Source organism: Deinococcus sp. Leaf326 (assembly GCF_001424185.1).
In the GTDB taxonomy this organism is placed as follows: Bacteria; Deinococcota; Deinococci; order Deinococcales; family Deinococcaceae; genus Deinococcus.
This window is the reverse complement of record NZ_LMOM01000065.1, coordinates 101,513-128,215: the sequence shown is the minus strand read 5'-3', so window position 1 is coordinate 128,215 and position 26,703 is coordinate 101,513. Positions and strand designations below refer to the sequence as shown.

At 70.3% G+C, this 26,703-nt stretch carries 24 protein-coding genes and 1 riboswitch; of the genes, 10 read left to right on the top strand and 14 right to left on the bottom strand.

The window, feature by feature from the left end; translation table 11 throughout:
* Nucleotides 1–1,557 (bottom strand): iron ABC transporter permease, encoded by a 1,557-nt coding sequence (locus ASF71_RS17525; RefSeq protein ID WP_056302481.1) that lies wholly within the window; start codon nt 1,555–1,557, stop codon nt 1–3.
* A 43-nt stretch (nt 1,558–1,600) separates the two neighbouring features.
* Nucleotides 1,601–2,638, bottom strand: coding sequence for a thiamine ABC transporter substrate-binding protein (locus ASF71_RS17520; RefSeq protein WP_056302480.1), 1,038 nt, complete (start codon nt 2,636–2,638; stop codon nt 1,601–1,603).
* A 53-nt stretch (nt 2,639–2,691) separates the two neighbouring features.
* A riboswitch (TPP riboswitch) is annotated at nt 2,692–2,786 on the bottom strand.
* A gap of 109 nt (nt 2,787–2,895) precedes the next feature.
* On the opposite strand from ASF71_RS17520, the gene ASF71_RS17515 reads away from it, so the two are divergent.
* On the top strand, nt 2,896–3,321 hold the full coding sequence (locus ASF71_RS17515) for an NUDIX domain-containing protein (protein ID WP_056302479.1): 426 nt from the start codon (nt 2,896–2,898) through the stop codon (nt 3,319–3,321).
* A 34-nt stretch (nt 3,322–3,355) separates the two neighbouring features.
* Here ASF71_RS17515 and ASF71_RS17510 read toward each other — a convergent pair whose 3' ends face one another.
* Nucleotides 3,356–4,108, bottom strand: coding sequence for a PIG-L deacetylase family protein (locus ASF71_RS17510; RefSeq protein WP_056302478.1), 753 nt, complete (start codon nt 4,106–4,108; stop codon nt 3,356–3,358).
* A 42-nt stretch (nt 4,109–4,150) separates the two neighbouring features.
* Here ASF71_RS17510 and queG point away from each other — a divergent pair, with 42 nt between their 5' ends.
* A complete protein-coding gene (gene queG / locus ASF71_RS17505; protein ID WP_056302477.1) occupies nt 4,151–5,281 on the top strand; it encodes a tRNA epoxyqueuosine(34) reductase QueG in 1,131 nt (376 codons plus the stop codon).
* Between the two features lie 36 nt (nt 5,282–5,317).
* Nucleotides 5,318–5,698, top strand: a complete 381-nt coding sequence (locus tag ASF71_RS17500; RefSeq protein WP_056302476.1) for a nuclear transport factor 2 family protein — start codon at nt 5,318–5,320, stop codon at nt 5,696–5,698.
* A 69-nt stretch (nt 5,699–5,767) separates the two neighbouring features.
* Here the strand turns inward: ASF71_RS17500 and ASF71_RS17495 are convergent, their stop codons facing one another.
* Nucleotides 5,768–8,281: a S8 family serine peptidase gene (locus tag ASF71_RS17495; RefSeq protein ID WP_056302475.1), complete on the bottom strand. Its 2,514-nt coding sequence runs from the start codon at nt 8,279–8,281 to the stop codon at nt 5,768–5,770.
* Between the two features lie 150 nt (nt 8,282–8,431).
* Here ASF71_RS17495 and ASF71_RS17490 point away from each other — a divergent pair, with 150 nt between their 5' ends.
* Complete coding sequence (locus ASF71_RS17490; protein WP_056302474.1) at nt 8,432–8,773, top strand: DUF4377 domain-containing protein; 342 nt, start codon at nt 8,432–8,434, stop codon at nt 8,771–8,773.
* A 13-nt stretch (nt 8,774–8,786) separates the two neighbouring features.
* Here ASF71_RS17490 and ASF71_RS17485 read toward each other — a convergent pair whose 3' ends face one another.
* Together ASF71_RS17485 and fba are read right to left on the bottom strand one after the other, a co-directional pair.
* A complete protein-coding gene (locus ASF71_RS17485) occupies nt 8,787–9,503 on the bottom strand; it encodes a hypothetical protein (protein WP_235514584.1) in 717 nt (238 codons plus the stop codon).
* A 171-nt stretch (nt 9,504–9,674) separates the two neighbouring features.
* On the bottom strand, nt 9,675–10,616 hold the full coding sequence (gene fba, locus ASF71_RS17480) for a class II fructose-1,6-bisphosphate aldolase (RefSeq protein WP_056302472.1): 942 nt from the start codon (nt 10,614–10,616) through the stop codon (nt 9,675–9,677).
* Between the two features lie 98 nt (nt 10,617–10,714).
* Between fba and ASF71_RS17475 the strand changes: the two genes are divergently transcribed.
* The 4 genes from ASF71_RS17475 to rph are packed head-to-tail and all read left to right on the top strand — an operon-like array spanning nt 10,715 to nt 13,900.
* Entirely contained in the window at nt 10,715–11,959 is a 1,245-nt protein-coding gene (locus tag ASF71_RS17475; RefSeq protein ID WP_235514582.1) for a PLP-dependent aminotransferase family protein, read from the top strand.
* Nucleotides 11,956–12,273 carry a hypothetical protein gene (locus ASF71_RS17470; protein ID WP_056302470.1) on the top strand — a complete coding sequence of 106 codons (318 nt, stop codon included), beginning with the start codon at nt 11,956–11,958 and terminating at the stop codon, nt 12,271–12,273. The genes ASF71_RS17475 and ASF71_RS17470 overlap by 4 nt, the downstream gene beginning before the upstream one ends.
* 8 nt (nt 12,274–12,281) lie before the next feature.
* Nucleotides 12,282–13,154 (top strand): glutamate racemase, encoded by an 873-nt coding sequence (gene murI, locus ASF71_RS17465; protein WP_056302469.1) that lies wholly within the window; start codon nt 12,282–12,284, stop codon nt 13,152–13,154.
* Complete coding sequence (gene rph / locus ASF71_RS17460) at nt 13,151–13,900, top strand: ribonuclease PH (RefSeq protein WP_056302468.1); 750 nt, start codon at nt 13,151–13,153, stop codon at nt 13,898–13,900. The genes murI and rph overlap by 4 nt, the downstream gene beginning before the upstream one ends.
* 69 nt (nt 13,901–13,969) lie before the next feature.
* Here rph and ASF71_RS17455 read toward each other — a convergent pair whose 3' ends face one another.
* The 4 genes from ASF71_RS17455 to ASF71_RS17440 form a co-directional block, all read right to left on the bottom strand.
* Nucleotides 13,970–14,578: a DinB family protein gene (locus ASF71_RS17455; protein ID WP_056302467.1), complete on the bottom strand. Its 609-nt coding sequence runs from the start codon at nt 14,576–14,578 to the stop codon at nt 13,970–13,972.
* A gap of 54 nt (nt 14,579–14,632) precedes the next feature.
* Nucleotides 14,633–15,190 carry a 5-formyltetrahydrofolate cyclo-ligase gene (locus ASF71_RS17450; RefSeq protein ID WP_056302466.1) on the bottom strand — a complete coding sequence of 186 codons (558 nt, stop codon included), beginning with the start codon at nt 15,188–15,190 and terminating at the stop codon, nt 14,633–14,635.
* Nucleotides 15,191–15,243: 53 nt separating this feature from the next.
* Entirely contained in the window at nt 15,244–16,173 is a 930-nt protein-coding gene (locus tag ASF71_RS17445; protein ID WP_056302465.1) for an acyltransferase, read from the bottom strand.
* A 124-nt stretch (nt 16,174–16,297) separates the two neighbouring features.
* A complete protein-coding gene (locus ASF71_RS17440) occupies nt 16,298–16,606 on the bottom strand; it encodes a hypothetical protein (protein ID WP_056302464.1) in 309 nt (102 codons plus the stop codon).
* Between the two features lie 91 nt (nt 16,607–16,697).
* Between ASF71_RS17440 and ASF71_RS17435 the strand changes: the two genes are divergently transcribed.
* Nucleotides 16,698–17,441, top strand: coding sequence for an exodeoxyribonuclease III (locus ASF71_RS17435; RefSeq protein ID WP_056302463.1), 744 nt, complete (start codon nt 16,698–16,700; stop codon nt 17,439–17,441).
* Between the two features lies 1 nt (nt 17,442).
* Here ASF71_RS17435 and ASF71_RS17430 read toward each other — a convergent pair whose 3' ends face one another.
* A complete protein-coding gene (locus ASF71_RS17430; protein WP_056302462.1) occupies nt 17,443–18,417 on the bottom strand; it encodes an ABC transporter substrate-binding protein in 975 nt (324 codons plus the stop codon).
* Between the two features lie 303 nt (nt 18,418–18,720).
* On the opposite strand from ASF71_RS17430, the gene rnr reads away from it, so the two are divergent.
* Nucleotides 18,721–22,902, top strand: coding sequence for a ribonuclease R (gene rnr / locus ASF71_RS17425; RefSeq protein WP_369815017.1), 4,182 nt, complete (start codon nt 18,721–18,723; stop codon nt 22,900–22,902).
* A gap of 184 nt (nt 22,903–23,086) precedes the next feature.
* Here the strand turns inward: rnr and ASF71_RS17420 are convergent, their stop codons facing one another.
* Genes ASF71_RS17420 through ASF71_RS17410 form a run of 3 tightly spaced genes read right to left on the bottom strand, consistent with a single transcriptional unit; the run spans nt 23,087 to nt 26,685 of the window.
* A complete protein-coding gene (locus ASF71_RS17420; RefSeq protein WP_056302460.1) occupies nt 23,087–24,220 on the bottom strand; it encodes a cysteine desulfurase family protein in 1,134 nt (377 codons plus the stop codon).
* Between the two features lie 21 nt (nt 24,221–24,241).
* The gene (locus ASF71_RS17415) at nt 24,242–25,963 is read right to left on the bottom strand and encodes a PASTA domain-containing protein (protein WP_235514580.1); all 1,722 of its coding nucleotides are present in this window, start codon (nt 25,961–25,963) and stop codon (nt 24,242–24,244) included.
* Complete coding sequence (locus tag ASF71_RS17410) at nt 25,960–26,685, bottom strand: phosphatase PAP2 family protein (RefSeq protein WP_056302459.1); 726 nt, start codon at nt 26,683–26,685, stop codon at nt 25,960–25,962. Before ASF71_RS17410 ends, ASF71_RS17415 begins: the two co-directional genes overlap by 4 nt.
* Nucleotides 26,686–26,703: the final 18 nt, after the last annotated feature.

Genomic DNA, 26,703 nt, shown 5'->3' with positions numbered 1-26,703 from the left:
TCACGTCACCTCTCCCTCGCCGCCGTCGAGCACGGTGAAGGCCAGGGCGGAGAGCAGCAGCAACACGGTCGCCAGTGCGCAGGCCTCGCCCAGATTGCGCTCACCGGGGCGGCCCAGACGCTCGTACAGGCCCACGCTCAGGGTCGCCCACTCAGGGCGGGTCAGGACCAGCGTCGCCCCGAACTCGCCCAGCACGGTCGCCAGGGCCAGCGCCGCGCCGCCGCGCAGGGCGGGCAGGGTCAGGGGCAGCGTCACCGTGCGGTGCGCCGCAGGCCCCGTGGCCCCCAGGGTGCGCGCGGCCTCCAGCAGCCGGGGCGGCAGGGCGCGTAGCGCGGGCAGCAGCGAACGCACGACCAGGGGCAGCGCCAGCAGCGTGTACGCGGCGATGAGCATGGGCAATGTGGCGCTGAGCTGCGGGTAGGCCAGCAGGTAGCCCACTGCCAGAGACACGGGCGAGACCATCAACGGCAGTAGAGACACCACGTCCAGCGCCCGCGAGCGCGCCAGCCATGCCCCCAGCGCGTACAGCGCCCCCAGCACGGTCGCCCCGACCAGCGCCGCAAAGCCGAAGCGCAGGGTGTTGCCCAGCAGCAGCGGCGTATCCTCGTCGGCCAGGACGCCCTGCCAGTAGGCCAGGGTCGGCCCGCCACTCCCCAGCAACCCGCGCGCGACCACGGCCAGCAGCGGCGCGAAACAGATCAGCACCGTCACCGTGCCCAGACCCCACAGGGCCGCGAGTGCTCCGCCCCGCGCGCGCGGCAACCCGGTGGCGGGCACCCCCGATCCACCGCGCGACAGCAGGGTGTACGCCCAGGTCGCCGCCAGCGTCAGCGCGAGTTGCCCCACGATGAGGGCACTGGCCTCCGAAAGCCGCAGTTGCAGCGCCGTCAGGGTGTAGATCTCGACCTCCAACGTGGCGTAGCGCTCGCCGCCCAGTGCCAGCGGCAGCCCGAAACTCAGCGCCGAGTACAGGAACACCAGGATGACCCCGGCCGCCAGCCCCGGCAGAGCCAGCGGCAGCGCCACCCCCAGCGCCGCGCGCCAGGGCGTGGCCCCCAGCGTGCGCGCCGCCCCGATCAGCCCCGGCGACACGCGCGAAAAGCCCCCGTAGGCGAGGCGGATCATCACCGGCAGGTTGAAAAAGAGGTTGCCGAGGATGAGCAGCGTGGGCGTCTCGCTCAGGTCGAGACCCAGGGGCCGCGTGAGCCAGCCCTGCGGCCCCAGCAGCGCCGAGAGGCCCAGCACCGCGACCAGCGTGGGGGTCACAAAGGGCAGCAGCAGGAGGCGCAGCAGCAGTCCTTTGCCCCGGAAGTCGTGGCGAGAGAGGAGGTAGGCGAAGGGGGCCCCCAGCGCCAGCGCCAGCCCCGCCGTACCCGCCGCCTGTGCCAGTGTCCAGCCCAGGCGGCCCAGAAAGTACGGGTCGCGCCACACCGCGAAGTTCACGCCGCCCTCGTGCAGCGTGCGTCCCAGAGGCAGCGCCAGCAACAGCGCCGTGAAGACCAATGCGGGCAGCGCCAGCAGCCAGCCGGCGAGACGGGAGGACGCGGCGCCGCTCATGTCAGGGCGCCGTTCCGGGCGCAGTGGGGACCCAGGTCACGGGTCAGCGCCGCAGGACGTTGGTCACCCAGGCGTCCACGAGGCGCTGCGGGTTGGCGGTGATCTCGGGCTTCACCGCGGGCACGCCCGGCTCCTGCGCGAACTTGAACACCGGGTCGAGTTTCACGCCGCTGGCCGCCGGGTAAACCCACATGCGGGTCGGGAAGTCGGCCTGTACGGGGCCGCTCAGCATGAAGTCCACGAACTTGCGCGCCAGGGCGGGCTGCTTGGCTCCCTTCAGGATGCCCACGCCCTCCAGTTGCCGGTAGGTGCTGCCCGGCAGGAACAGGTTGCCGGTGGGGGCCTGGGCGGGCAGTTTGGCGGCGTCGTAGCCGTCGGCGTAGAACACCTCGGCGGCGGGGCTGCTCGCGTAGCTCAGCACGATGGGATATTTGCCCCCGTTGCGCGAAAATTCCTTGTTGTAGCTGTCCGACCACCCGCGGGTGAGCTTCAGGCCGTTCGCGCGGGCCTCACGCCACCAGGTCCAGGCACCCGGCTCGCCGTAGTGGTTCACGGTGGCGAGCAAAAAGGCCAGGCCGGGGCTGCTCGTCGCGGGGCTGGCGATCACGGTCAGCCCCGCGTACTGAGGCCGCTTGAGGTCGTCCAGGGTTTTGGGCAGGGCCAGCCCCGCCTTCTGGAAGTAGGCGCGGTCGTAGTTGAGCGCCACGATGCCCGTGTCCACCGTGTTCAGCAGCCCGGCGTCGTCGAGGCGGTCGGCGGCCGGCACCTTCGCCAGGTTGGGCGACTTGTAGGGCGTGAGCAGATCGGCCTGCCGGGCGCGGGCGAGCATGGAGTTATCCAGGCCGTACACCACGTCGGCAATCGGCGCGCGGCGGGTCAGGATCAGCCGGGAGAGCATCTCGCCCGCGTCGCCGCCCTTCACGAAGCGCACGTGCACGTTGTTCGCCTGCTCGAAGCCCGCTACGAGTTTCTTGTCCACGTCGAAGGAATCGTGGGTGATCACGGTCAGGGTCGCCCCCTGTGAGGACTGAGCCTGGGCGGCCCCCAGCAGAAAAGCACCGACAGTCAGCAACTTACGCATAAAAAATCCCCCTCACGTCAGGAGAGGGGAGGCGGGGGCCACGCGCGCGCTGGCGGCTGGCCCGGTCACTCTCCCTCCGCCGGAATGACCCGGATCAGGTTCCTGGGGTATGTCTCAGCCCGTTTGAAGGGCACCCCCGGTGACGCGCGCGCAGCATAGCAGGGAAGTGGGGGCAGGGAGGGGAGGTCGCCGCGCCCATCTTCGCCTCTTCTTTGCGCGCCGCCTGCCCGGTGCCGTTTCCCCCTACCCTCTTGCCCATGACCTTTCACCTCGTCGCGTGGGCCATCCTGCAAGATCCCCAGGGCCGCATCCTGCTCGGCCGCCGCGCGGGCACGGGGTACGGTGCGGGGCTGTGGGGCCTGCCGGGCGGGCATGTCGAGGCGGGGGAGGCTTTGGCCCAGGCCGCCGCCCGCGAGGCTGCCGAAGAAGTCGGGGTACGGCTGGCGTCAGAGGAGCTGCGCGCCCTGGGGGTCTCGCGCTACGACGCGGGTGGGCTCCAGGGCTGTGATTTCTTCTATCTGGCGCGGCGCTGGGAGGGTGCCCCTATGCCCCGCGCTCAGACCTCGGAGGTCGGCTGGTTTGGCCTGGACGCTCTGCCGCCGGACAGCCTGCCCTGGCTGGCTGCCGCCCTCGCCGCTCACCTGACGCGCGGCGAGTGGCTCGTCGAGACGGTGGGGGAGTAGCCCGGCTCGGCCACCTGTCCCCTTGTCCTGGGCCTCAGTACAGGTAGTCGCGTGCGGGCAGGTGCGACACCCGCAGGTTGAATCGCTCGGCGGCCTTCACCCCCGCCATGCGGCCCACGCCCGCGCGTCCCTCGCGGAACAGTTCGGGCGTCCAGGGCCATTTGTAGAAGGCCTGATAGAAGCCCATGACCTCGGCGGCCACCTCCAGCGTGTCGGCCGTGTCCACGAACACCTCGGGGTAGGGGCTGGCGGGGGCGTAATACTGGTAGAACCGCACGGTCTCACGCCAGGCGTTGAGGCGCGCGGCGTCCTCGCCACTTTCCATCGCCGGGTCGCCGCTGAGGTCGGGCGCGGGGGACATCGGCTGCCGGCGCGCCTCGTTGATGATCTTGGGAATGCGCGCCAGCGTGACTGCGTCGAAGGCGATCTTGGCCGTCATGCGGTGGTCTGGATGGGGATGGTCGTCACTCCAGGTGATGACCGCGTTGGGCCGGAAGGTGGCGTACAGGCGCGCGAGTTGCAGGGCCTCGTCGCGGCCGCCGGTCATGCGGCTGTCCCCCATGTCGAAGAAGTGGAATTTCGCGCCGATCTTGTCGGCCACCCACGCGCCGTGCTCGCGGCGGATGCGCGTGACTTCCTCGTGCGGGGTGTCGCCGAACTGCGAGGCGAGTTCTCCCAGGGTGGTCCACACGAGCAGTACCTCATCGCCGCGCGCCGCGTGCCGGGCCAGGGTGCCGATACAGCCGATCTCGTCGTCGGGGTGGGCAAAGACCGCCATGATTCGCATGCCACAAAAGATAGGCTCCGCCCCGCGCATACTGCCCACAGCATGAAGGCCGCCGAAACCCTCGCCGATCTCGCCGTGTCCCTAGGCGCGGACGCCGTGGGCTGGGCGCCCGCCCGCGTGCCCGCCGGGGCTGTGGCCGAGTACGCGGGCTGGCTGGGCGCAGGCCACCACGCCGGAATGGACTACCTGGAGCGCCAGTTGCCCGACCGCGCCGACCCCACACGCAAGCTGGAGGGCGCGGTCAGCGTCCTCGTGCTGGGGGTGTCGCACGCCTTCGCGCCGCCGCCCGTGCCTGCCGGCGGCATCCGCCTGGGCCGGGTGGCGCGCTACGCCCAGACGCCCGACTACCACGACCAGCTTCAGCCGGTCCTGACCCGCATCGAGCAGGCGGCGGCCGGGCTGGGCGTGCGTGCGCGCGGCTACGTGGACCACGGCCCGGTCATGGAGCGCCTGTTCGCCTCGGGGGGGCTGCTGGGCTGGCGCGGCAAGTCGGGGATGCTGGTGAGTACGGAGCTCGGCGCATTTGTGACGCTGGCAGTGGTCCTGACCGATCTGCCCTTCGGGGACGCGGCGGCCCCTCATCCCGACCGCTGCGGGCGCTGCTTTCGCTGCGGGGTGGCCTGCCCGACCGGGGCCATCGGGCCGGCGCGCACCATCGACGCCCGGCGCTGCGTGTCGTACCTGACGGTCGAACACCGGGGGCCGGTGCCGCACGACCTGCGCCCCGGCATCGGCGGGTGGCTGCTGGGCTGCGACGTGTGCAGCGAGGTCTGCCCCTGGTCACAGAAGGCCGGGCCGCTCGCCGGGCTGCTGCGTCCCGATCCCGAGCTGGCCCACCCTGACCTGACCCGATTTTTTGGCGTCAGCGAGCGACAGTTCGCGCGCGAGTTCGCGGGCACGCCGCACCTGCGGCCCCGGCGCAAGGGCATGGCCCGCAACGCCCTGACGGTGGTGGGCAACCTCCGCGACCCGGCCGGCTGGCCGCTGCTGGACCTCGGCGCGCAGGACCCCGCCTGGGAGGTGCGCGAGGCCGCCGCCTGGGCCCTGTGGCGCTGGGACGAACCCCGGCGCCTGCGCGCCCTGCTGGACGACGCCGACGAACGGGTTCGCGCGAGTGTCTTGAGCCTGACTTCACCGACCCCTGACCTGGGGGCCACTTTGCAAGATGCGTGACCCTCGCGCCCCGGCGCGCCGTGCTGAGGTGGGGACATGGCAAACCTCACCGAGACGTTCATGCAGGCCCTCCAGCAGACCGAGCAGAGCGGCGATCCCTTCGGACTGGTCGAGCTGTTCGCCGACGCCAGCACCTCACAGAATCTCACCACCCGCGTCTGGGAAGGCAAGGACGGCGCTCAGCAGTTCTGGCAGACCTACCTCGACAACTTCGCCAGCATCCGCAGCGAGTTCTCGCAGCACGCCGATACTGGCAGCTACGGCGTGATGGAGTGGACCGGCAAGGGTGAACTCAAGGGCGGCCAGCCCATCGAATACCGGGGCGTGAGCATCATCGAACACGACGGCCAGAAGGTCAGTGCCTTCCGCACCTACTACGACTCGGCCGCCTTCCTGGCTCCCGAAACCAAGAGCTGAAGCAACGCACGGCAAAACCGGACGCCTCCGCAAAGGGGCGTCCGGTTTTGACTTGCTCAACTGGGGTGCTCAGCGCATCAGCCAGTCGAAGCTCGTCTTCATGAGGAGATTGCGGCTGTTCGGGGTCAGGCCTTCCAGCCCGAAGCCCATGTTGACGGTGCGGTAGGCGCCGGCGGCGTTCACCACGATGGCTCCGGCGTCCTCACCCGCGCTCTGGGCCCGCACGCGGGGACGGTTCTGGGCCTGGGCCTGTGTGTTGCCGCCCAGAATCTGGTTCAGGAGGCCGGTGACCACCGTGCGCGCCAGTCCCTCGACCAGTCCACGCGGATCCTGCACCTTCTGCGCGGCACGCGTGCGGTTGGGGTCCACACGGATGCTCTGGGCGGTGATGGTGCCCGCGTTGGCGTTGGCCGAGCCCCAGCCTGCCACGACCTGTCCACTGCCCACGTTGGCGAGGACGTCTGGGTAGAACTGGTTAGCCGCGCTGCCGGCCGCGTTGAGGGTGAAGGCCGTGTTCCCGAAGGCCCCCTTGGTCACGAACTTGGTCTGGCCGCTCGAGTCGGCCACGAAACGGGTGCCCAGAATGCCGGTATAGAAGTCGCCCGCGCCGATGTCGTAGCCCACGTCCTGCCCGGTCACGAGCAGGCGGCCGCCGCCCTGGAGGTACTGGCGCAGAGTGGCCTGATCATTGGCGGGAATGGTGTTCTGGTACGACTCTCCTGCCGCCCACAGCACGATGTCGGCCTTCTTCATCTCGGAGAGAGGCACGGCGCCCTGGCTCTGCACGTTCCAGACGAAGGCTCCGCCGCTGACCGCGTTCGCCTTCACCGCGTCGCGCAGGGCCGCCGTCACGTCGGCGCCCTGGCCCCGGTCGGCATCCACGAGCAGCACGCGCGGCTTCTGACCGCTGTTGCCCGTGGTGGGGGTGGGCGTGGGGGTCGGGGTAGGGGTCGTCGTGGAAGCGCTGTTCTTCACGAAGCAGCCCTTGGTCACGCCGGGAACGGGATCGTTGTTGCCCCACTCCTGCACGGTGCACAGCAGGGTGTTCGAGGAATCGTTGGTGCCGAACACGTACTTGCCCGCCGTGCCGAAGGCGATGGCCTTGTTGGCGACGTTGGTGCAGGTACCGCCCTCGACCGCGCACAGCGTGTAGCCGCTGGGCCCGGTGGGCTGCGCCGCCGGGGTCGGAGTGGGCGTGGGTGTAGGCGTTGGGGTCGGGGTAGGAGTGGGCGTCGGGGTGGGAGTGGGAGCCGAGCCGCCCACGTTTACCCCCAGCTTGCCCAGGGCGCCCGGCACGGTGATGAGGCCGTAGCCGGTGTTGTTGTTCTTGTTGCTGGCGTTGCTGGCCGAGGTGTACAGCGCGTTCTTGATGGCGTCCACACCCGTGCCCGGCTTGGCCGAGAGCAGCAGGGCCACGGCGCCCGCCGCGATGGGGCTGGCCTGCGACGACCCGCTCTTGGCGCCGTACTTGCCGCCGGGGTAGGTGCTGGTGATTTCCACGCCCGGCGCGGCGATGTCGGGCTTGACGAACACGCCGTTGATCTTGCCCTGCCACGCGACCGGCCCACGGCTGCTGAAGCTGGCGACCTGGCCATCCTGGCCCACCGCGCCCACGCCGATGGCGTCGGGGAGGTTGCCGGGGCTGCCGGTGGTCGCGCTGTTGGGCCCGAAGTTGCCGATGGCGAAGACCGGCACCACGCCCGCCTTGATCATGTTCTGGACCGGCACGATGAACTCGTCGAAGGTGCCGGGAATGCCCAGACTCATGTTCACGACGTTGGCGCCGTCGTTCGTGTCGGCGTTGTTGTCGGGGTCGAGCACGTACTGCATCCCCGCGATGACCTGCGCGAAGGTGCCCTCGTTGTTCGGCAGCACGAGGGCGCTGATGACTTTGGCGTCGGGGGCCACGCCGGTCTTGCTGCCCACCAGCAGGCCCGCCGTGTGCGTGCCGTGGTCGGTGGTGTCGTGCGGCTGCGCGTTCTGCACGCGGTCGCCCGCCGCATTGAACTCGGCGAAGGCCGACACCTTGCCCGCGAGGTCGGGGTGAGAAGCGTCGATGCCGCTGTCGAGGTGCCCGATGCGGATGCCCTGGCCCTTGAAGCCGGCGGCCCAGGCCTGCGGCGCCCCGATCTTGTCGAGGTACCAGGGCGTGCCGGCGGGCGAGCTGCTGTCGCTCAGGGCGACCGCCTTGGGAATCTGGACCTTGAAGTTCTCGAATACGTCCGACACGAAGGGCAGCAGCGAGATGGCGCGCGCCTGCACCGGGGTCAGGGGCACGTAGATGCTCTGGTCGAGCCACAGCTGGGTGGCCCGGCCCGAGTTCAGGGCGCTCTGCAGGAACCCGGCGGTCGGTCCCAGCTTGGAGAGCTGCCCGGAAAGCTGCACGCGCAGGTCCTTGAACAGCGCGCGGCCCTGCGGCGTGTTGGCGACGTTGAAGCGCACGATCACGCCGACCTGGGTCTGGTCGCCGGCACGCGCCCGCTGAAGGAGGGTGGGCGACAGCGTGCCCGCGCTGGCCTGGGTGGCACTCCCCAGCGCGAGCGCCGCGCCCAGTACGGTCAGAACCTTGGCTGATCTCTTCATGTGGCCCAGCCTACCGGCCCCCACTTGACGCCCCCTGAAGGTCAGGTGAGGAGTCCTTGAGAGGCCGTCAGGCCGCCGTCAGCGGACCCCACCCGGGAGACTCCGTCATCTGCGCCGCCACCTGTCTCCGCCGCCGGCTAAGCTGGCCGAGTGATCCACACCCGCCTCGCCGCATGGGCCCTGGGCACCCTTCTGCTTGGAGCCTGCACCCAGACGCGTACTCCCGATGAGATCGTCCTGCGGACGGACTCGGTCCTGGCCGACTGCCATGGCATGTTCCTCGTCCCCAAAGGGTGCTTCCAGACCTGGCGACTTCCAGAAAATACGCTCTACGGCTTCATCCTCAAAAACGAGATTCAGGGCTTCACGTACGAGGAGGGCTACGAGTACACCCTGCGCGTTGTCCTGGACCCCATTGCCAACCCGCCTGTCGACGGCGCGTCCAGCCGGTACCGGCTGGTGAGGGTCGAGAACAAGGTGGCCCGTCCCTGAATCCCAGCCGCGCCTAGTGGTCGTAGCGCAGGATGAGTTCGCCCTCGTTGAATACGCCCTTGACGAGGCTGGTGCGCTTGTAGGTCAGCATGATCTGGCCGCTGCCGAGCTGGTAGAGGTTGAACTGGCCGCGGATTCCGTTCTGGGTATCGGGGTTGTGGCCGCGCAGGTTCCACTGGTAGCCGCCCCGGATGTCCACCGTGCGGTCGGGGGCGCTACTCACCTGGACGGCCGTAGGCCTGAAAGTGAACCCCTCGGGCACGCGCAGCTCGCCGGTCTTGAGGTCGAAACTCAGGCCGCGCAGCAGCCCGTTCAGTCCCGGCGCGTCGCCCAGGGTGATCCGGGCCGTCTCGCGGATCACCGGCATCTTCACGGTCTTACCCGTCGGGGTGGGCACCGGCTGGAACGCCAGATACCGGCCGAACTCCTCTTTGCTGATGCCCAGACGTGTGTCGTAGACCGGCGCCTCGCCACGCGCTGTCGAGGCCAGCACGGCGCGCAGCGCGTCGGGGCTGCCTCCCACCTCGATCACGCGCTGCTGGAGGTCCACGATGGTCAGCCGGGTCTCGAGCCGCATCACCTGGGCCACCTCGCCGACTCCCGGCAGCAGTCCGGGCAACCGGCTGAGCGACACGGCCAGGCCGCTCTGTACCGGCAGGGCCGAGCCCGCGACCGTCAGGGCCGAAAGCAGTGCCAGGGCAGGCAGGAGAAGGAGGCGGGAGGCCGTCATACCAACAGCGAGCATAGGTGCCGACGGTGAGAATTTGCCCGCCGGAATGCTCATTTCGCCGGGTCTCCGCATCAGCCGGGAGTCAGTTTCGGCGGGCGAAAAAGCGGGGCTCCGGCCCTCTTCCGCATCAGTCGGGAAGAGGGCCGGAGCCCCGCTTTCAGGCGGTGAGGCTCAGCGCACCTGCACCGGGGCGGGGCCGGCCTTGCCGACGCTGCCCAGCACGCCCATCTTGTGCTCGATGATCTGGCTCATGACCTCGCGGGCCGGGCCGAAAATCTTGCGGGGGTCGAATTCCTTGGGGCTGGCCTTGAGGATCTCGCGGATGCCCACGGTGCTCGCCAGACGCAGGTCGGTGTCGACGTTCACCTTGGCGATGCCGTGCTTGCAGGCTTCGCGCAGGTCGTCGTCGGCGATGCCCACGGCCTCACCGATCTCGCCGCCCGAGTCGCGGAAGCGCCGCGTGATCTCGGCGGGCACGCCCGAGGAACCGTGCGCCACGAGCGGGATGCCCAGCAGCTCGCCGATCCGGACGATGCGCGCCTGGTCGATGTACGGGCGGCCCTTGCCCTTGTAGGCGCCGTGGCTGGTGCCGATGGCGATGGCGAGGTAGTCCACGTTCGTCTGGTCGACGAAGTCCACGGCTTCCTGCGGGTCGGTCAGGAAGGCGTCCTTCTCGTCCACGACGACGTGTTCCTCGACGCCGCCCAGGCGGCCGATCTCGGCTTCCACGCTGATGCCCATGGCGTGCGCGGCCTCGACGACGCGCCGGGTCTCGGCCACGTTCTCGTCGAAGGAGTGGTGCGAGGCGTCGATCATGACGCTGGTAAAGCCCATCTTGATGGCGTTCAGGGCCGAGGCGTAGGAGCTGCCGTGGTCGAGGTGAAGCGCGACGGGCACGGTGGCGCGCTCGGCGATGTCCTTGACGATATTGGCGAGGTCCTGGCCACCGTACTTGATGGCACCTTCGGACATCTGCACGATCACGGGGGAGCGCAGACGCTCGGCGGTGTGGATGATCGCCTGGGTGATCTCCATGTTGTTGGTGTTGAACGCACCAACGCCGTACTTGCCCTCACGGGCGGGAATCAGGATGTCGTTGCCGGTCACGAGCATGGTAGTGCCTCCTTGAGCGCCCCCACTTTACCCGCCCCGGCGCCCTGCGGGGGGCAGGCCGGGCTGGACGTGTGGGGCCGGGCGGTAGGATGAGGGCCATGACTTCCGTGCCTTCCGCCAACGCCCCGGCGCGGCCCTTCGACTTCGGGTCGGCGCTCTCGGCGCGTGCCCAGACCATGCAGTCGAGCGCCATCCGCGAGATTCTCAAGATCACCCAGCGGCCCGAGGTGATCTCGTTCGCGGGCGGGCTGCCGGCCCCCGACCTGTTCCCAATGGAGGACGTGCGCCGCGCCGCCGACGCCGCCCTGACCCGCTACGGTGCCGGCGCGCTGCAGTACAGCACCACCGAGGGCCACCCGCCGCTGCGCGAGTGGATCGCGGCCCAGGCCGGCATCCCCGCCAGCAACGTGCAGATCGTGACCGGCAGCCAGCAGGGCCTGGACCTCCTGGGCAAGCTGTTCATCGGCGAAGGGGACGTGGTGCTCGTCGAGGCGCCGACCTACCTGGGGGCACTGCAGTCCTTCCAGCCGTACCTGCCGCAGTACGTCGAGATGCCCACCGACGAGGGCGGCATCGACGTGGACGCGCTGGAGGGCATCCTGAAGGCGCAGCGGGCGGCGGGGCGGCCGGCCAAGCTGCTGTACGCCATCCCCAACTTCCAGAACCCCACCGGGCGCACCCTGAACCTGGAACGCCGCCAGCGGCTCGTCGAACTGACGGCCGAGTACGGTGTGCTGCTGCTCGAGGACGATCCCTACGGCCAGCTCCGCTTCACGGGCGAGGCGCTGCCCAGCCTGTACGAACTGGGCCTGCGTCTCAGCGGCGACGTGGACCGCAACCACGTCGTCTACAGTTCGTCGTTCTCCAAGACGCTGGTGCCGGGGCTGCGCGACGCCTGGGTACAGGCCGCCGCGCCGGTCATCGCCAAGCTCATCCAGGCCAAGCAGGGCGCCGACCTGCACACCCCGACCCTCAATCAGATGATCGTGACCGAGCTGCTGCCCATTCTGCCCGCGCAGGTCGAGCGAGTGAAGGCGGCCTACGGCGAGCGCGCGGCCCTGATGGTCGCCGCCATCCGCGAGCATCTGCCTCCGGAGGCCGAGTTCACCGAGCCGCAGGGGGGCATGTTCCTGTGGATCACGCTGCCGGAGCAGCTCGACACCCAGACCCTGCTGCCCCACGCGGTCGAGCGGCGGGTGGCCTACGTGCCGGGGCGGCCCTTCTTCGCGCTGGGTGGCGGGCACAACGCCATGCGCCTGAGCTACAGCAATGCGTCGCCTGGGCAGATCGCCACCGGCATGGCGGCCCTGGGCGAGACCGTGCGCGGGGCGCTGCGGGAATGACGCGGGACCCCTCCGAGGCGTTGGCGGACGTGCTGGCCGAGGTCGGGCGCGAACGCGGGCGCCAGATCAGGAAGTGGGGCGTGCAGACGCTTGACCCCCCGGTGTGGCTGATGGTGCTGGGCGAGGAGGTCGGCGAGGCGAACCAGGCGGCGCTGGAGCACCTCTTTCCCGTGCTGGACAAGGGCGCGGCCGAGTACGGCCCCAAGAGCCTGGAGGCTTACCGCACCGAACTCGTGCAGGTGGCAGCGGTAGCCGTGGCCGCCATCGAGAGCCTGGACCGGCAGCGGGCCGGGCAGGGAAATACTCGGCCATGAGCCCATCCATGAGCGCCGACTCGCCTCTGGGCGTCTTCGACAGCGGCGTGGGCGGCCTGAGCGTGCTCGCGGACGTGCGGCGCGAGCTACCCTTTGAGGACGTGCTGTACCTCGCCGACACCGCGCACCTGCCCTACGGCGAGCGCAGCGACGACGACCTGCGTGACCTCACCCTGCGGGCGGTCACGGCCCTGCGGGCGCGCGGGGCCAAGGCGGTCGTGGTGGCCTGCAACACGGCCTCGGCCTTCGGGCTCTCGCATGTGCGCGCAGCGTACCCAGACCTGCCCATTCTCGGGCTGGTGCCCGCCGTCAAACCCGCTGTGCAGGCCACCCGCAGCGGCGTAGTGGGGGTGCTGGCGACCCCCGGCACCCTGCGCGGCACGCTGCTCTCGGGCGTGATCCGCGAGTGGGCCGATCCGGCGGGCGTGCGGGTCATGCAGGCCGTGAGCACCGAACTCGTCCCGCTCGTCGAGGCGGGCGAGGCTGGGGGCGCGCGTACCCGTGCGGTGCTGCGGGACGTCCTGACCCCACTGGCCGATGCCGGGGCCGACCAGCTCGTGCTGGGCTGTACGCACTATCCCTTCCTGGTCCCGGCCATCCGCGCCGAGTTTGGCGAGACGTTCGCGCTGCTCGACAGCGGCGCGGCGATCGCCCGGCACACCCGGCGCGTCCTGGCCGGAGCGCAGCTGCTCGCCGCGAGAGAGAAGCCTGGCGCGGCCCGCTATTTCGTGACCGGCGACCCAGAGCGCGCGGCGCCGGTGATGGCCGCGCTGCTGGCGTCCACCGGGACGGGTACCCAGCCGCCTTCGTCCCACACCTCCTTTTCCGGCGCGGTCGCCGCTCCTCCCGCGCCGCCCATCATCGAGCCGATCCAGACATGAATCCATCCAAACAAGTGTTGCCCGTCCGCGAAGGCCGTGACCTCCTGACTCCCCGCCCCCTGACCGTCGTCCGGGGCGTGAACCCCCACGCGCCCGGCAGCGCGCACCTGCATATCGGGCGCACCGAGATCATGGCGACCGTCACGCTGGAAGACAAACCCGCGCCGCACATGCGCGGCATGAAGGAAGGCTGGCTGACCGCCGAGTACGCCATGCTGCCGCGCGCCACCGACAACCGCCAGGCCCGCGAGCGCTCCCTGCAAAACGGCCGGCGCCACGAGATCCAGCGCCTGCTGGGGCGCGCGCTGCGGTCGAGCATGGACCTGCGGCCCTTTCGCAACCAGACCCTCTACATCGACTGCGACGTGCTCGTCGCCGACGGCGGCACCCGTGTGGCGAGCATCCTGACCGGTCACGCTGCGCTGCACGACTTCTGCGACCGCATGATTCACAGCGGCAAGCTCAGCGACTGGCCCATCCGGCACAACGTCGGGGCCATCAGCGTGGGCCTGGTCGGCGACGAACTGCGTGTGGACCTCGACTATGCCGAGGACAAGGTGGCCCTCGCGGACCTGAACGTAGTCGCCACCGATACTGGGCTCATCGTCGAGGTGCAGGGCGGCGCCGAGGCGGGCCCCATCTCGGCGGCCGACTATACCCGCCTGTTGGAGGTCGGGGTGAAGAGCGTGCAGGACGTGATGAACGACCTCAGGCAGCAGCTCTCGGTGATTCAGGGCGTGCAGTAGGCGCAGAGGAAAGCAGGGGAGGCCGGCCAATCAGGGACGGCCTCTGTCCACGCCTCCTCCACCGCGCTCCTAGCCTGCGCTCGCGGCCGGCTCCTCCTCGGTGATCGGCGCGTGGTCGGGACCGGCGCGCAGCTTGCGGCTTTCCAGGTCGGCGTGCTGGGTCAGGTAGCGCAGCCAGCCCTTGGCGGTCAGCGGCCCCAGACCGTTGTGCTCGACCACGAAGTCGTCGTCGGGGGGCGAATGGTGCAACTGCCGGGCGAGATCCACCGTGGCCGCGCGCGTCTGGCCCAGCAGGGTCCGGAGCTGCGCGAGCGTGGTCGCCTCGGGCGGGCGGTAGCCGCGCGACTCGTCCCGCACGAAGGTCCGCTGGCCCAGCGCCACGCGCACGCGGTTCTGGCCCCAGCGTTCGATCCCGATGATGTGCGCGAGCACCTCGCGGTTTTCGGGCGTGTCGCTGGCCTTCTGGGCCCGCTCGGCGAGCGACACGCCGCCGCGCTCCAGTCCCTGGGCGAGGTCGGTGAAGCTGCTGCGTCCGGCAGGCCGCTCCAGCACGTTGGCGACGACAAATTCCTTGAGTTCGCCCTTACGGCGGCGGGCCAGCAGCGCCGCGCCGGCCGCCACCCCCATGGTCGCGACGGTGACCACGGCGGGCAACAGAGCCTTGTTCTTCTGCGACATGCCGCAGTGTAGAGCGGTCGGCGCGCCGCAGGGCCGCACTCCGCTTAGCTCCGGCTAAAGGCCCGGCCCCGATCCTGGCCCCCGCACGCCGCCCGGCGTGGCGATCAGGGCCACCCGCGAGTCGGGCGGGCAGGGCAGCGCGGATAGCAGCATGACTGGATGCGCCAGCGTGTACTCGGGCAGGTCCAGTCCCTGATCCAGTTTCAGGCCCAGACCGCGCGCCCCCCACCCGAAGCCCTTGCCCAGCCTCCTGCCTGCGAGGTCGGCGGCGACGCAGGCCAGGACCGCCGCCTGGGCGCCTTCGGGGTGCCGGGCCGCCTTCCCCACGGCCGCCATGCGCCCGAGCTGCGCGCCGGCCGGGTCGTCCAGACGCCAGTACCAGCCCTCACGGTGCCCCTGCGGCACGTACAGGGTGACGCCCGAGGCCAGCGCGAGGCGGCGCAGCGGCAGGAGCGCCCGCTCGGGGCCGACGATCAACGTGCGCAGCGGCGCGACCTCGGGGTGGGCCAGCAGGTGGCGCGCCGCGTCCCGCGTGCCCACGAAATTGGGGCAATGCCCGTGCGGCGGCAGAGGAAAGGCACACAGCCGCGCGGCGGCCAGCCGGTCCCACATCGCCGTGCGGGTCGCCCCGGCGGTCTGGGACAGGGGGCTGGGCAGCGGGTCGCTCAGCCTTCGCCCGCCGTACCGGTGGAGGGGGCGCCAACAGCGGCCGGCGTGCCTGTAGGCTCGGCCCCAGGGGCGCGGGTCTGGCCCGGCGTGGGGTCCGGGAACTGCGGGTTGGCCTTGCGGTCGGGCACGCGTGGGTGGCGAGCGGCGTCAACCTCGTACTCCTGCCCCTCGGGGCGCAGTTTGAAGCGCGTCACCCGCGCGGGCACCCCCATCGCGATGCCGTGCGGCGGGATGTCGCTGCGCAGCAGGGCGTGGGTGGCGAGCATGCCGTCGTCGCTGACGACGCTGCCGGCCAGGACGGTCGAGTGGTAGGTGATGCGCGCGCCCCGGCCGATCACGGTACGCCGCAGCGTCACGTCGGGGCCGTCGAGCACCGAGTGCGTGTGGCTGTAGATGTTGACGTAGTCGCTCACCGAGGCGTCGTCGTGCAGTTCGATTCCGCCGATGTCGTCGAGCAGCACGTGGCGGTGGACGACCACGTCGTCTCCTACCTCCATGTTGTAGCCCACCGAGAACTCGACGTTCTGCCAGCATTTGAAGTTCCGGCCGACCTTCTTGAAGATGTGGCCGGCCAGCAGTCGCCGCAGCGGAATTCCCGTCACGGGGTTCTGGCCGAAGGGCGTCAGGTCGAGGTTCTTCCACAGCCACAGCAGCGGCTTGACGCGGGCGAACTTCTCCTGATCGGTCGCCATGTAGTACTCGGCTTCGAAGGTCACGTTGCGCGGGTCGAGATTCAGGGCCGCCATCGGCGCGTCCGACAGGAGCTGCGCGTAGGGGCGGCCGTACATCACCTCGGCCAGGACGTCACGGCAGAGTTCGGCGCGGTCCGTTCGTGGGTCGGCCAGACAGCGTTCCAGGTCGGCCAGAAAGTGGTCGAAGGCGCTCTGGGCCTCCGCATGGATACCGATGGGCACGAGCCAGGTCACAGGCCGGAGTGTAGCAGTTGACCGGAAAGGTCAAGTTGGGCAGATGGGCAAACCGTCATGTCCCGCGACCTCCCGCAGGCGGGGGCCACACCGCGTGGTCGTCCCCGACGCATACGCAGGAAGGTCAGCGGTCGAACTTGCCGTAGCCGGCAGCGCTGCGGCGCTGGGCCCCGCGCGCGTAGTCCATCTGCATCTCGACCGTCTCGTGCTTCCCCTCGGTGAAGGTGCTGTCGTGAATCCAGTAGTTCAGCCGGTCCTCGCCGAGCTGCACCCAGTACTTGTGTTCGTCCGCCGGATCACGCCAGAAGGAGACGTGTTCGAACCCATTGTGTTCGGCCCACACACGGATATCGTCCAGCACGCGCGGCGCCTTGGGGTGGGTCATCTTGAATTCCTGGCCGTCGGACTCGTTGAAAAACTTGATCTCCACCATAGTAAGTTCAGCGTACTCCAGCCGGGGGGGCACCCGACTACAGGTTGACTTAGCAGGTCTTGAGCTTGCCGCGCTATGCTCCGCCCCGGCGATGCTCAAGGTCACGACACTCAATCTCAACGGCCTGCGCAGTGCCCTGCGCAAGGGGCTGCCCGAGTGGCTGGAGCGCGAGAAGCCCGATGTGCTGCTGCTTCAGGAGGTGCGCGCCGACCCCATGCCGGAAGCGCTGCCGGGTTACGCGGGCGCGTGGTTCCCTGCCCAGAAGGCCGGCTACAGCGGCGTGGCCGTGCTGGCCCGCCACCCGCTGAGCGATATCCGGCTGGGAGCGGCCCATGCGGCCCTCGACGCCGAGGGCCGCACAGTCAGCGCGGTCGTGGCGGGAATCCGGTTTGCCAGTGTGTACCTGCCCAGCGGCAGCAGCGGCCCCGAGCGGCAGGCGTTCAAGGAGCGCGTGCTGGGCGACTACCACGCCTGGGTCGCGGGCCTGATGGCCGAGGGCCCGCTGGTCATCGGCGGCGACTACAACGTGGCCCACCGCGAGATCGACCTCAAGAACTGGCGCAGCAACCGGAAGAACAGCGGCTTTCTGCCCCAGGAGCGCGACTGGATGACCGCGCACCTCGCCTCAGGGCTGACCGACACGCACCGCGCCGCCCTGGGCGAGGAAGCCGCCTACACCTGGTGGAGCAACCGTGCCAACGCCTACGCCAACGACGTCGGCTGGCGGATCGACTACCTGCTCGCCGCCGGGGCCAGGGTGTCCGGGGTGCGTGCCGACCGCGGGGCGCGCCTGAGCGACCACGCCCCCCTGAGTGGCTGGGTCGAGGCGCCCTGAGTCACTTTTTGACAAAGTTCAGAATGGCCCGCGTCAGGTCGCTGCTGGTCTTGACCGACACGAGGGGTCCGGCCCACGGGCTGTACTCCTCGCGCTCGTAGGCGACGATCTGACCTTTGAGGCGCTGGCCGGGCACGGTCTTCATGAAGTTGGCGAGGCCGTCGTACTGACCGCTGGGGGCGTACAGCACCACCAGCGTCTTCTTGTCGAGATTGAGCAGCGCCTCGTCCGAGATGATCTCGCTGATGCCCAGCACACCCGGGGTCTTGGGCACGTAGCCGTCTTTGAATCCCAGGGCCCGCAGGTCGTCGATCAGGCGCACCTTCGTTGCGATGTAGTTGGTGCCGCCCGAGAACGGCGAGATGGCGACCACCTTGGGATACCTGCTGAACACGCCCGCTGACAGCAGTCTGCGGGCGTTGGCGCGGTTGGTGTCGGCGACCCCCCGGATGACTTTCTCAGCCTGCTCCTGGCGACCGAACAGCCGCGCGACCTGCCGGAAGCCCGACTGCCAGTACCCCGGCGTGGCCGACTTGAAGCTGATGGTGGGCGCGATCCGGTTGAGGTTGGCGTAGGTCTGGTTGCCGTCCCAGGTCGAGCGCAGAATCACGTCGGGCTTCAGCGCCAGGATGGTTTCCAGGCTGGGTGTGGTCCATGATCCCACGAATCTGGCGGCCGGATTCAGGGTGCCACGCGCGAAAAATCCCTTCTTCAGCACTTCAGGCCTGACGGTACCCGCCGCCGTGAGATCGGCCGGTTGCAGGCGCGAGCCGCTGCCGATGCCCACAACCTGATCTCCCAGGTTCAGGGCGTACAGCCAGCCGAGCAGTTCCTCGTCAAGCACAACGACCCGCGCCGGATTCAGGGGTACGTGTGCGGTGCCGTCGTCATGGGTGACCGTCACGGTGGTGGCCCCGGCGAGAGAGGACAGCAGAAGGCCGCAGAGCCCGGAGAGAACCGTATGACGAAGTCGCATATTCTCATCCTGAGTAATCCAACCTATTTAGTCAAGTTTTGAGGTGAAGGACCAACTGTGGCGGCGTAAAGGCGGCGTCAGGAGGGACATGGTAGAGTGGCCGTGCTGCCGGGAACAGGACAGGTTCCGACGCCGCCGAGCCCGACTGGGCGGGTGCGGGACCGCCCGAGCGAAGCGAATACCCCAGTTCCTGTGGGCGGCCGGCGCGCCGCGCTCCCACTTCGCATGGGATACGGCGCGCCCTGCGGGCGGAGCGGTTCCCCACGGGCGCGTCCTGAACATCCAGGTGCGTTGATGCCAAGAGTGAAGAAAGCGGAAGCGGCGCAGGACGACCTTTCTGTCAGCGCCGACTCCAAGCCGACCGCCAAACGCGACAAGAGCGCGGCCCCGGCCTCCGGGTCAGCCGCTGCCACGGAGAACAACATCGAAACCAAAGTGAGCAAGCGCAAGAAGTCGCTGCAAGACGCCGGACAGGTCACCCCTGAGCCGGCCGTCGCCGAACCGTCGGCCGCCGCCAGCGACGCGGCGTCCCCCACCCCCCGCCGGGGCCGCAAGCCCAAAGCCGAACTGGCCGCGCCCGGAGCACTCGCGGCTCCCAAGGCCAGCCGGGGCCGCGCCTCCAAGGCGGTCTCCCAGCCGGAAGCGACTGAACCCGCCGCGCCTAAACCGCGCCGGGGTCGCCGCGCCGCCGCGACTTCCGAAGCCGTGGCGGCCGAGGCCCCAGTGCTGGAAGAGGCGGTCTCCGAATTTCCCCTGACCGAGACGACGCAGGCAGAGCCTCTGGAGGCCGAAATTTTGGCCGCTGAGTCTGTGCAGGACGTGGCCCCGGCCCCCGAGCCCCAGGTCTCGGAGCTGGCCCCGGCCGAAATCGAACCCGACCTCGCGGCTGCAGACCCGGCCATGCCGAACGAACAGGTGGCCAGGCCCGCGCGCCGTGGCCGCAAGCCCAAGGCCGAAGCAGAGGCTGCTCCGGCCGAGGTGGCCGCCCCTGTACCTGCCGAGGACGCGCCGCCGGCCCGCCGCCGGGGCCGTAGACCCGCCCAGGCCGCCGCGCCCGCACCCGAAGTCGGCCTTGAACCGGCGGACACGGCGGAAGGCCAGGCAGTCGCCGAAGGGAGTGCCGGAACTACCGGGGCCGACCTCAGCGCCGCCGGGCCCGACCCCATCGTTCAGCCGGTGCCCCGGCGTGGGCGCCGGAAGAAGACCGAAGAGCCCGCTGCACCCCTGAGTGACGTGCTGGCCGGTGTCGAAGCTGTCGAGGCCGTGTCCGAAGGGTCATCTGACACTGGCGAAGAAGCTGCGCCAGCCGCAGTCGTGGTGGCGACGCCCGACGACGAGCCCGTGGTCGATACTCCGCAGGTCGCCGCCGAGTTGGAGCCGGAGCCTGAACCCGCGCCGCTGACCCGCCGCCGGGGCCGCAAGGCCCGCGCCGAGGCGGAGGCCGCTGCCATGGCTCCTGCCCCGGTGGCCGTGCCGGAAGCAGAGCTGGCCGAAGCCGAGGAGGCCACGCCCGAAAAATTGGTCGAGGCCCCCGACGAGAACGCCGAGGACGAAAGTCTGGACGCGGGCGACGCGGCCGGCAGTACCGGGCAGCCCGAACAGGCCCTCGTGGTGGCGCAGCTGCGCAAGCTGGGGCGGCCGGTGCATGTCCGCGACCTGGAGCGGACCTTCACGCGGCAGATGCTCGAACGCCTGGGGAACTGGCGCGACCTCGAAAGTCTGCTCGAAACGCTGGTCGAGGACGGCACGGTCGTCCGCACCCGCCGGCGCACCTACGGGCTGCCCGAGGCCATGAGTCTCGTGCGCGGGCGCTTCCAGGCGTCGGCGGCGGGCTTCGGCTTCGTGATTCCCGATTCGGGCGGCGAGGACTACTATGTCCCCGAAGGCTCGACCCTGGAAGCCTGGAACGGCGACACCGTTCTAGTCCGCATGGAAGGCCGGGGCGACAGCCGCGAGGACCGGGGCCGGGGCAGCCCGCGCCGGGGCCAGCGCGGCGACGGGAACCCGCGCGCCAGTGTGGTCCGTATCGTGCAGCGCGCGTACTCGCAGCTCGTGGGCACGCTGGAATTCCACCACGGCCACCCCATTCTCAAGCCCGACGACCACCGGGCCCGGCACCGGATCCTGCTGCTGCCCGACGGGCTGGAGGAGCTGGAGGCCGGCGCGCGCGTCGTCACCGAGCTGTACTGGCCCGAGGCGACCGGCGAGGACGAGGTCTTCGGTCAGGTGGCGCGCGTGCTGGGCGCCGAGGACGATCCCGAGACCGAGACCGAAGCGGTGATCGTCAAGTACGACCTGCGCGGCGAGTTCCCGCAGGACGTGCTCGACCAAGCCAACGCCATCCCGACCGAGATCCCTGGAGAAGCCCTGAACGGGCGGCTCGACCTACGTGAGTTCAACATCTTCACGGTGGACGGCCGCGACGCCAAGGATTTCGACGACGCCATCCACATCCAGCCCACGCCTGAGGGCACCTTCGTGGTGGGCGTGCACATCGCCGACGTGAGCCACTACGTCGCTGAGGGCACACCGCTGGACAAGGAAGCCTACGCCCGCGCCACCAGCGTGTACCTGCCGGGCCGCGTGTTGCCGATGCTCCCCGAGCACCTCAGCAACGGCGTGTGCAGTCTCGTGCCCTACCAGGACCGCCTGACCATGACCGCCATGATCGAGCTGTCGGCCGAGGGCGAGATCCTGAAGGTGCAGCTCACGCCCAGCGTCATCAACTCCAAGGCGCGCCTCACCTACGACGAGGTGCAGGCCTACAGCGAGGCGACGGCGACCCTGCCCGACCACGCCCGGCACCTTGAGGGCGACCTGCATCTCCTTCTGAAGATCACGAGCAAGCTGCGCCAGAAGCGTCTGCGCGAAGGCTCGCTGGACTTCAAGATGCGTGAGGTCAAGGTGGACGTTGGCAAGGGCGGCAAGATGGAACTCATCCCCATCCGCGAGGAAACGGCGCGCGGCATGATCGAGGACCTGATGCTGCTCGCCAACAAGGTCGTGGCGCACGAGCTGTTGCAGCGCGAGATCCCGACCCTGTTCCGCATCCACGAGGAACCGACCCTCCAGCGCTTCCAGGACGTCTCGGCGGCCATCGGGCGCATGGGGTTGGCCTTCCCTGGCGGCGAGCCGACCCCGCAGTCGTACCAGGCGGTGCTCAAGGGAGTGCGCGGCACGCCCCGCGAGAGCGTGGTCAACACGCTGCTGCTGCGTTCCATGCAGCAGGCCAAGTACGCGGGCGAGAATCTGGGCCACTTCGGGCTGGCCTTCGGCGAGTACCTGCACTTCACCTCGCCGATCCGCCGCTATCCCGACCTCGTGGTGCACCGCACGATGCGTGGGGTGCTCTCGGGCGAGCTGAAGGCGGGCAACCGCGCGGTGGCGCAGCTTCAGGGCCGCCTGCCGGGTATGGGCGAGCACACCTCGGCGCGCGAGCGCTCGGCGTCCGAGGCCGAACGCGACCTCACGAAGTACTATCAGGCCAAGTGGGCGCAGGCACACCTGGGCGAGTCCTTCGCGGGTACGGTGTCGGGCGTGGTCGCCTCGGGGCTGTTCGTGGCGCTCGACAACGGCGTCGAGGGCAAGCTGCACATCAGCCACCTCAGCGACGACTACTACATCTACCTGGAAGACGCGCAGATCCTCAAGGGCCGCTCGCGCGGGCGCAGCTTCCGCCTGGGCGACAGCGTCGAGGTCACCATCAGCAGCGTCAAGCCGCTGGCGCGTCAGACCGATTTCACGCTGGCCGATCCGACCGATCCGGACTACACCCCCGGAACCTATTCCGAGGAGAACGATATGGACACGAACGTCAAACCCCGCGCCCGCCGCCGCGAAGACCGCGAGCAGGAGAAGCGCGAGAAACTCCAGAGCCTGCCCGCGACATCGCCGCGCAAGTTCACGCTCGACGACGGCCCCGCCATCCAGAGCAGCCCCCAGGCCGCCGCCCGTCAGGGCTTCGTGCGCGCGCCGCAGGGCGGCCGAGGTGCGGGCCGCTCGGGCGGTCGCGGCGAGAGCGGCGGCCGGGAAGGCGGGCGCACCTTCGGCGGTATGCCGGTCAACGGCGCCTCGGCCGGGCGGGGCTCACGGCGCGTAATTACGCTGGAGCGTCCCCGCAACGAGCACCTGCGCCCGGTGAACATCACCGTGCAGCGCATGTACTTCGGCGACTGGACGCTGGAGAACATGCCCCCCGAAGAAGGTCAGGGCGGTCCGCGGGCTGGCCGTGAACGCGGGTACAACCGTGACGAGCGGCCCGGTGGCGAGCGTGCCCGCCGGAACTACACCCGCGGCGGCAACGACCGCGGCGCGGTGAGCAGTCCGAACGGGGCGGCCCGGCCCAGCCGCGAGCCCAGTGCTCCTAGCAGCGCGCCCGCCCAGGCCACGGCCAGTGCCGCCGGTAGTGAGCAGGCCGCCGACGGCAACCGCCGGCGCCGGCGCCGGGGCCGCCGCAGTGGGCCGGGGGGAACGGCGCAGGACTGAGATGCAGAGATGTCGCCTCCGGGCGGCATTTTTTTGGCCTGCCTCTCTTGATGTCGCCCGGGACAGAGACCAGCCTCTGCGCCGTTCCCCGGTCTGACAGCAGAAGGGCTCAGCTCTGTTTGTCGCCAGCCGGGCCCAGGCATCTCTGCGTCTGGAAGAGGAGAGCCGTCCGAGGCGTTTTCACCTACATCCGGCTCCATTCGGCGGCCTGACGCAGCGCCGCCGCCGCGTGGTCCACCTCGTCAGGGATGGTGGCGGCGCCGAAACTCAGACGCAGGGAGGCCCTCGCGTCGGCTTCGCTCAGGCCCAGGGCAGTCAGGACGTGGCTGGGCTGCATGGTGCCGGCCGCACAGGCGCTGCCCGCACTGGCCGACACACCCAGCAGGTCGAGGTTCATGAGCAGGGCCTCGCCGTCGGCGCCGGGCAGGGTGAGGCTGACGACCTTGGGACTGCCTTCCGGCATGTGGTTGACCCGTAAGCCCGGCAGGTCCGCCACGGCCGCCATGAAGCGCTCCCGCAGAAGGCTCAGGTGAGCAAAGGTCTCCTCGCGCGCGGCTTCGGCTTCGGTCAGGGCCACGCCCGCCGAGTACACGCCGGCCGTGTTGCCGGTGCCGGGGCGCAGGCCGCCCTCCTGGCCGCCGCCGAAGGTCACAGGCGGCAGCTCGGCTCCCCGGCGCACGTACAGCAGGCCCACACCACGCGGCCCACCCCACTTGTGCGCGCTGAAGGTCGCGTAGGTCACGCCCCAGCCCGTGAGATCCAGCGGCAGCACGCCCGGCGCCTGCACCGCGTCGGTGTGGTAGGGCACCCCCCTCGCGGCGGCGACGGCGGCCAGCGCGGCCGTGTCCTGCACGGTTCCGGTCTCGTTGTTGGCATGGTGGATGCTCACAAGGGCTGTATCCGGCCGCAGCGCCCCTTCCAGCTCGGCGGGGGCGTAGCGGCCGTGCGCGTCTGGCGTCAGGAAGGTCACGTCCCAGCCGCGCGCTGCCAGGGTGCGGACCGGGGCCAGCACCGCCGAGTGCTCGGTAGGCGTGGTGACGAGGTGACCGGGGCGGCCGCGCGCCTCCTCCCAGGCCAGGGCGCAGCCCAGCACGACGTGGTTGTCGCCCTCGGTGCCGCCGCTGTTCACGGTCAGGGTGCGCGGGTCCACCCGTAGCGCGGCCGCCATCTGCGCGCGGCCGTCTTCCAGGCGTTCGCGGGCCGCCTGCCCAGCCGCGTGGACGCTCGCGGGGTTGCCTGGCAGGGCCGCAGCGCGCACGTAGGCGTCGAGCGCTGCCGGGGTCATGGGGTGGGTCGCGGCGTAGTCGAGGTAGATCACGGTGTCCGTCTCCAGCCGGCCTTACTGCGCCGCGACGCGGGCATACTCGGCCGTGCCCTGACGAACGATGAATACAGCGTTGCCGCGCACCTCGACCGGCGTCTGTGCGCGCTGCCCAGCGAGGCGCGCGGCCTCGGTAGCCGGCAGCACCTGCCGCTCGCCGTCGGCGTCCTGCACGACCACGCTGTAGCTGCCTTCCGGCAGATCGGCGGGAAAGTCGTACTGGAAGTCGACCTGCCGCGCCGCGAGCGGGTCGGGCGTCTGGCTCTGGGCCGAGTTGTCTCCCAGACCGGTCTGGGGCAGCGGCGGAATCTCCTGGGGGGTGGTGCTGGAGGTGTCGGGCGTGGACGTGCTCGGGGTCGCCGTATCCGGGGTCGCCGCGCCGCTGTCCGTGTCCGTCCCCTGGCCCTCGTCGGGCACGCTGGGCAGCGGCGGCACGTAGGCCGGGGGCAGCGGCAGACTGCCGGCCGGCGTGTTGGGCGGCGTGTAGCGCGCCGAGGAGATGACGAGCCGCACCGGGCTACCCACCGTGACCCGCACGAAGGGCGACGGGTCCTGACGCAGCACGAGGTTCTGCGGACCGTCGCTCGGTTCGCGCGAAACGCTATTGATGACCAGGCCGGCGGCGCGGGTGTGGTCGCGCGCCTGCTCGAAGGTCATGCCGCTCAGGTCGGCGATCCAGGTTTCCTTGCCCTGCACGCCGGTGCTCACCATGACCTGCACCGGCTGGCCACGCTCGGTGCTCGACCCCTGGGCCGGCACCTGCGCCACGATGCGGCCCTCGGGGGTGGCGCTCAGTGTGCCGTCCACCCGCACGACCTTGCCCAGCCGCAGGCCTCCGTCGCGCAGCAGGCTGCGGGCCTGGTCTACCGTCTGGTCCTCGACGCGCGGCACGCTCATGAGGGGGGGCTTGTTGACGGTCAGGACGATCTGGCGCCCGATGGGCAGCGTGGTGCCGCCTGCCGGTTCCTGGCGTAGTACGGCACCGACCGCCGCATTGGCGTTGTCGCCGTAGGCGTACTCGACCCGGAAGCCAGACTGGGTCAGGGTCTGGGCGGCCGTGCGCGCGTCCTTGCCCGTGACGGCGGCCACGGCCTTGACCGGTGGGTTGAGGTAGATCTGCGCTGCCTGCGCCCCCAGCCAGCCTGCTCCGCCCAGGAACAGCAGCCCCGGCACGAAGCTCAGCCACGCGCCCGGCGCACGTTCGCGTTTCTTGCGCCTGACCCGGCCCCCGGCCAGGGCGGCCAGGGTCGGGGCGTTCAGGGCGGCGATGTCCTCGGGGCTGCGGCCCTGGGGCGCGGGACGCAGGTAGGCCACGCGCGGCGCCTGACCGTCGAGCACCACGTCGGCATCGGCCAGCGCGAACCCGTGGTTCGCCAGGGCGGCCGCCAGCGCCTGTACGGCCTCGACGGTCTCCTCCTGCTTCTGGGGTTGCGTGACCACGTCGGTCAGCGGCGTGCCCGTGACCGGTTGCCACACGGCGTAATAGGCACCGGGCCGGGCGACCACGTCGGTCAGCCCGGCGGGCGAGATGGCCCGCAGCGCCGTGCGGTAGGTATGGAAGCCCTGGCGATCGGCCTGCGATCCCACGGTGAACCACGCCACGCGCCGCAGCGCCCCGGCGGCCGCGTTCACCTCGTACAGGGTGACGTTGCCGCTGCGCGAGAGCTCACGCACGACCTCATATTTGCCGTCGATGGTCCGCATAGGCGGCGTCAGCGTGGTGGTGTCCGGCCCCGTCATTCGTGGTCCAGCATAGCGCGCGCCCGGGGATGCCGGATCACAGCCGCCTGAGAGCGCAGGGACCCGGGGCAGCCCAGGAGCGCCCAGACGCCGTAGACCCAGGCCAGCCCGGTCAGGAGACCCGCCAGCACGTCGGTGGGGCAATGGACCCCGAGCACCAGCCGAGAGCCGCCCATGAGCAGGCAGTAGGCCACACCCAGCCCCAGCACGGGCCAGCGCCAGGGGGTGCGCCACAGCAGGAGCGTGACCACGCTCCACAGCGCCGCCGCGAACATGCTGTGCCCGCTGGGAAAGGACGCGCCGTTTTCCACGACCGCGCGCGGCCACAGCTCGGGCCGGGGGCGGTGGAAGACGAGCTTCATCAGGGCGTTCAGCACCACGGAGCCGCCCAGGGCGCAGAGCGCGAACAGGGCCTGCGCCCGCTCCCGGAACCACAGCGCCGCCGTCACGAGCACAAAGACCGTTCCCATGACCTCCGGGCCGCCCAGGACGTGCAGGACCGTGCTCAGGTGCAGCAGTCCCGGAGTCGTGTGCGCGTGAATCCAGAACATCAGAGGCGACTCGAATACGAAACGTTCCTGCTCCAGAACCTCCTCGCCGATCCAGCCGACGGTCAGGAGTGGCGCGAGCACCAACAGCAGCAGGCCCAGCACGGACGCGGTGCGGGTAGGGGGGCGCGGCAGGGACTGGGCCTGGAGCGGCGGGTGAGCGGGGCGGGGCATGGCCTACTGTGGGGCGCG